2 tRNA genes and 3 rRNA genes are annotated in these 5,295 nt (G+C 52.0%); all 5 read left to right on the plus strand.

Going from position 1 to position 5,295, the window contains the following annotated elements:
- Positions 1–223: 223 nt before the first annotated feature.
- The 5 genes from B0G92_RS00005 to rrf all read left to right on the plus strand — a co-directional run bounded on the left by B0G92_RS00005 (position 224) and on the right by rrf (position 5,276).
- Positions 224–1,739, plus strand: a 16S ribosomal RNA gene (locus B0G92_RS00005).
- A 95-nt stretch (positions 1,740–1,834) separates the two neighbouring features.
- Positions 1,835–1,908, plus strand: a tRNA-Ile gene (locus tag B0G92_RS00010).
- Positions 1,909–1,983: 75 nt separating this feature from the next.
- Positions 1,984–2,057 (plus strand) — tRNA-Ala (locus tag B0G92_RS00015).
- Between the two features lie 95 nt (positions 2,058–2,152).
- A 23S ribosomal RNA gene (locus B0G92_RS00020) occupies positions 2,153–5,033 on the plus strand.
- A 133-nt stretch (positions 5,034–5,166) separates the two neighbouring features.
- Positions 5,167–5,276, plus strand: a 5S ribosomal RNA gene (rrf, locus tag B0G92_RS00025).
- Together the 16S, 23S and 5S rRNA genes with 2 tRNA genes alongside form the textbook arrangement of a ribosomal RNA operon.
- The last annotated feature ends 19 nt before the right edge of the window (positions 5,277–5,295 follow it).

Here is a 5,295-nt window from a genome sequence, read left to right on the forward strand (position 1 = left end):
AAAAACGGTAAGGCCTCCGGCAAAAAAAATAAAATTTTTTTTCCGAAAAGGCTTGCGGGACTCGAAAAGAGTGTTACCTTTGCAGCCGCTCCGCGAGGGGCGGGAAAATACAGAAGACACGTTCATAGACATATTGGATTGACAGCAAATTAAGAATTAGAGAGCAAGGCGGATTTCAAGGAATCCGCGCACAAGCCGAAAACGTCCTATAATATTAAAATATACGATGAAGAGTTTGATCCTGGCTCAGGATGAACGCTAGCGGCAGGCCTAACACATGCAAGTCGAGGGGTAGAGGGTGCTTGCATCCTTGAGACCGGCGCACGGGTGCGTAACGCGTATGCAACCTGCCTTCCACAGGGGAATAGCCCAGAGAAATTTGGATTAATGCCCCATGGCACATCGAGACGGCATCGTCTTGGTGTTAAAGTAACAACGGTGGAAGATGGGCATGCGTCCCATTAGCTAGTTGGTAAGGTAACGGCTTACCAAGGCTATGATGGGTAGGGGTCCTGAGAGGGAGATCCCCCACACTGGTACTGAGACACGGACCAGACTCCTACGGGAGGCAGCAGTGAGGAATATTGGTCAATGGTCGCAAGACTGAACCAGCCATGCCGCGTGCAGGATGACGGTCCTATGGATTGTAAACTGCTTTTGTACGGGAAGAAACACTCCTACGTGTAGGGGCTTGACGGTACCGTAAGAATAAGGATCGGCTAACTCCGTGCCAGCAGCCGCGGTAATACGGAGGATCCGAGCGTTATCCGGAATCATTGGGTTTAAAGGGTCCGTAGGCGGCCCTGTAAGTCAGCGGTGAAATCTCCCGGCTCAACCGGGAAACTGCCGTTGATACTGCAGGGCTTGAATTGCCGGGAAGTAACTAGAATATGTAGTGTAGCGGTGAAATGCTTAGATATTACATGGAATACCGATTGCGAAGGCAGGTTACTACCGGCGTATTGACGCTGATGGACGAAAGCGTGGGGAGCGAACAGGATTAGATACCCTGGTAGTCCACGCCGTAAACGATGGATACTAGCTGTCCGGCGCAAGCTGGGTGGCTAAGCGAAAGTGATAAGTATCCCACCTGGGGAGTACGAACGCAAGTTTGAAACTCAAAGGAATTGACGGGGGCCCGCACAAGCGGTGGAGCATGTGGTTTAATTCGATGATACGCGAGGAACCTTACCAGGGCTTAAATGTAGGCCGACAGGCCCGGAAACGGGCTTTTCTTCGGACGGCTTACAAGGTGCTGCATGGTTGTCGTCAGCTCGTGCCGTGAGGTGTCAGGTTAAGTCCTATAACGAGCGCAACCCCTGTCGCTAGTTGCCAGCGAGTAATGTCGGGAACTCTAGCGAGACTGCCAGTGCAAACTGCGAGGAAGGTGGGGATGACGTCAAATCATCACGGCCCTTACGCCCTGGGCTACACACGTGCTACAATGGCCGGTACAGAGAGCAGCCACCCCGCGAGGGGGAGCGAATCTACAAAACCGGTCACAGTTCGGATCGGAGTCTGCAACTCGACTCCGTGAAGCTGGAATCGCTAGTAATCGGATATCAGCCATGATCCGGTGAATACGTTCCCGGGCCTTGTACACACCGCCCGTCAAGCCATGGAAGCTGGGGGTGCCTGAAGTCGGTGACCGCAAGGAGCTGCCTAGGGTAAAACCGGTAACTGGGGCTAAGTCGTAACAAGGTAGCCGTACCGGAAGGTGCGGCTGGAACACCTCCTTTCTAGAGAAAAGCACGATTTTCGGTGCACGGGGCTCCAAAGCCCGCCTGCTCTCGCTGTTGGTTCAAAAAAAAAGAATAAAAAGCAAAGAAAACAGAGTCTCGTAGCTCAGCTGGTTAGAGTACTACACTGATAATGTAGGGGTCGGCAGTTCGAGTCTGCCCGGGACTACTTTTCAGGGCTTTTGAAGGAAATTCTAGGGGTTGGCTAGCAGCCGTACAGTTGTTGACCTGCAACTATGGATACGGGGGATTAGCTCAGCTGGCTAGAGCGCCTGCCTTGCACGCAGGAGGTCATCGGTTCGACTCCGATATTCTCCACGTTTCCCGAAAGGGGATAAAGTTCATTGACATATTGGGATAAGAAAACATTTAAAAAGTAGAAAGCATGGTGCATATTTATATGTACCGAAAGCGCAATAAGCAAAATAAGGGCGTATGGGGGATGCCTAGGCTCTCAGAGGCGAAGAAGGACGTGATAAGCTGCGAAAAGCTGCGGGGACGGGCACACACCGGTTGATCCGCAGGTATCCGAATGGGGCAACCCAGCGTACTGAAGGTACGTTACCCGATAGGGGGCGAACCCGCTGAACTGAAACATCTAAGTAGGCGGAGGAGAAGAAAACAAAAGTGATTCCGTGAGTAGTGGCGAGCGAAAGCGGATTAGCCCAAACCGGAGATGTTGCGGCATTTCCGGGGTTGTAGGACCGCGCCATTCCATGCAAGAAGAACCGGAAGCGACTGGAAAGTCGTGCCATAGAGGGTGACAGCCCCGTACGGGTAATGATTGTAATGGATAGCGGTATCCTGAGTAGGGCGGGGCACGTGAAACCCTGTCTGAATCCGGCGGGACCATCCGCCAAGGCTAAATACTCCTGAGAGACCGATAGTGAACCAGTACCGTGAGGGAAAGGTGAAAAGAACCGTGAATAACGGAGTGAAACAGATCCTGAAACCATACGCCTACAAGCGGTCGGAGCCCTTTCGTGGGGTGACGGCGTGCCTTTTGCATAATGAGCCTACGAGTTAACGTTGCCGGCAAGGATAAGTGGTTCAGCCACGGATCCGTAGCGAAAGCGAGTCTGAATAGGGCGCCATAGTCGGCAGTGTTAGACGCGAAACCGTGTGATCTACCCATGGGCAGGATGAAGCTGTGGTAACACACAGTGGAGGTCCGAACCGGTTGTCGTTGAAAAGACTTCGGATGACCTGTGGGTAGGGGTGAAAGGCCAATCAAACTCGGAAATAGCTCGTACTCCCCGAAATGCATTTAGGTGCAGCGCTGGCCGTAAAGTTATACAGAGGTAGAGCTACTGATTGGATGCGGGGGCTTCACCGCCTACCAATTCCTGACAAACTCCGAATGCTGTATAATGTTTGCCAGCAGTGAGGGCTTGGGTGCTAAGGTCCAAGTCCGAGAGGGAAAGAACCCAGACCATCGGCTAAGGTCCCCAAATATATGCTAAGTTGAAAGAACGAGGTTTGTCTGCCCAGACAGCTAGGATGTTGGCTTGGAAGCAGCCATTCATTTAAAGAGTGCGTAACAGCTCACTAGTCGAGCGGACGAGCATGGATAATAATCGGGCATAAGCATATTACCGAAGCCATGGATTTGTAATTTATTACAAGTGGTAGGGGAGCATTCTGGCGCCAGCGAAGGTGTGTCGTGAGGCATGCTGGAGGTTCCAGAAAAGAAAATGTAGGCATAAGTAACGATAATGCGGGCGAGAAACCCGCACACCGAAAGACTAAGGTTTCCTCAGCTATGCTAATCAGCTGAGGGTTAGTCGGGTCCTAAGGCGAACCCGAAAGGGACAGTCGATGGCCAACGGGTTAATATTCCCGTACTTCTCATAATTGTGATGGGGCGACGGAGTGATGAAAGTACCGCGAACTGACGGAATAGTTCGTTAAAGCACCTAGCTATAGGGCCTGCAGGCAAATCCGCAGGCACTGGCGAAATGCGACAGTACACGGAGTCTTCGGACAAAGTGATAGCGTACCTAAGGGCTTCCAAGAAAAACCTCTAAACTTCAGATTATGAGAACCCGTACCGTAAACCGACACAGGTAGTCGAGGAGAGAATCCTAAGGTGCTCGAGAGATTCATGGCTAAGGAATTAGGCAAAATAGACCTGTAACTTCGGGAGAAAGGTCGCCAGCGAAGGCTGGCCGCAGTGAAGAGGTCCAGGCGACTGTTTATCAAAAACACAGGGCTCTGCAAAATCGTAAGATGAGGTATAGGGCCTGACACCTGCCCGGTGCTGGAAGGTTAAGAGGAGATGTTATCTTCGGAGAAGCATTGAATTGAAGCCCCAGTAAACGGCGGCCGTAACTATAACGGTCCTAAGGTAGCGAAATTCCTTGTCGGGTAAGTTCCGACCTGCACGAATGGTGTAACGATCTGGACACTGTCTCAGCCATGAGCTCGGTGAAATTGTAGTATCGGTGAAGATGCCGATTACCCGCAGTGGGACGAAAAGACCCTGTGCACCTTTACTATAGCTTAGTATTGACTTTGGACAAGTGATGTGTAGGATAGGTGGGAGACTTCGATCCTGCGTCGCCAGGCGTAGGTTAGTCATTGTTGAAATACCACCCTTTGCTTGTCTGAAGCCTAACCCCGCTTTGCGGGGGACATTGCTTGGTGGGTAGTTTGACTGGGGTGGTCGCCTCCAAAAGAGTAACGGAGGCTTCTAAAGGTTCCCTCAGCACGCTTGGTAACCGTGCGCAGAGTGCAATGGCATAAGGGAGCTTGACTGAGAGACACACAGGTCGATCAGGTACGAAAGTAGAGCATAGTGATCCGGTGGTTCCGCATGGAAGGGCCATCGCTCAAAGGATAAAAGGTACGCCGGGGATAACAGGCTGATCTCCCCCAAGAGCTCATATCGACGGGGGGGTTTGGCACCTCGATGTCGGCTCGTCACATCCTGGGGCTGGAGAAGGTCCCAAGGGTTGGGCTGTTCGCCCATTAAAGTGGCACGCGAGCTGGGTTCAGAACGTCGTGAGACAGTTCGGTCTCTATCTACTGCGGGCGTTAGAAATTTGAGTGGATCTGATTCTAGTACGAGAGGACCGAATTGGACCGACCGCTGGTGTATCTGTTGTCCCGCCAGGGGCACCGCAGAGTAGCTACGTCGGGAAGGGATAAGCGCTGAAAGCATATAAGCGCGAAACCCACCACAAGATGAGATTTCTTTTAAGGGTCGTGGGAGATGACCACGTCGATAGGCTGCAGGTGTAAAGGCAGTAATGTCATAGCCGAGCAGTACTAATAACCCGTAAGCTTATGCGCATGGTCTCCGCCCTTCGGGGCGGGGAGCGACTTTCTAACTTAAAATAAAAGGGAATCTTATCCCAGTATGCCAAGATATTGCCGTACTATCCGAAAGAGGGTACGGACACGGCCAAGACAGCCAAGAATAATCCAAGGTGGTTATTGCGGCGGGGCTCACCTCTTCCCATTCCGAACAGAGAAGTTAAGCCCGCCTGCGCAGATGGTACTGCAATCCTGTGGGAGAGTATGTCGCCGCCTTCCTTTGAAAAGGGTTCCCGAT

Source organism: Flavobacterium lindanitolerans, from assembly GCF_002846575.1.
Lineage (GTDB): Bacteria > Bacteroidota > Bacteroidia > Flavobacteriales > Flavobacteriaceae > Flavobacterium > Flavobacterium lindanitolerans.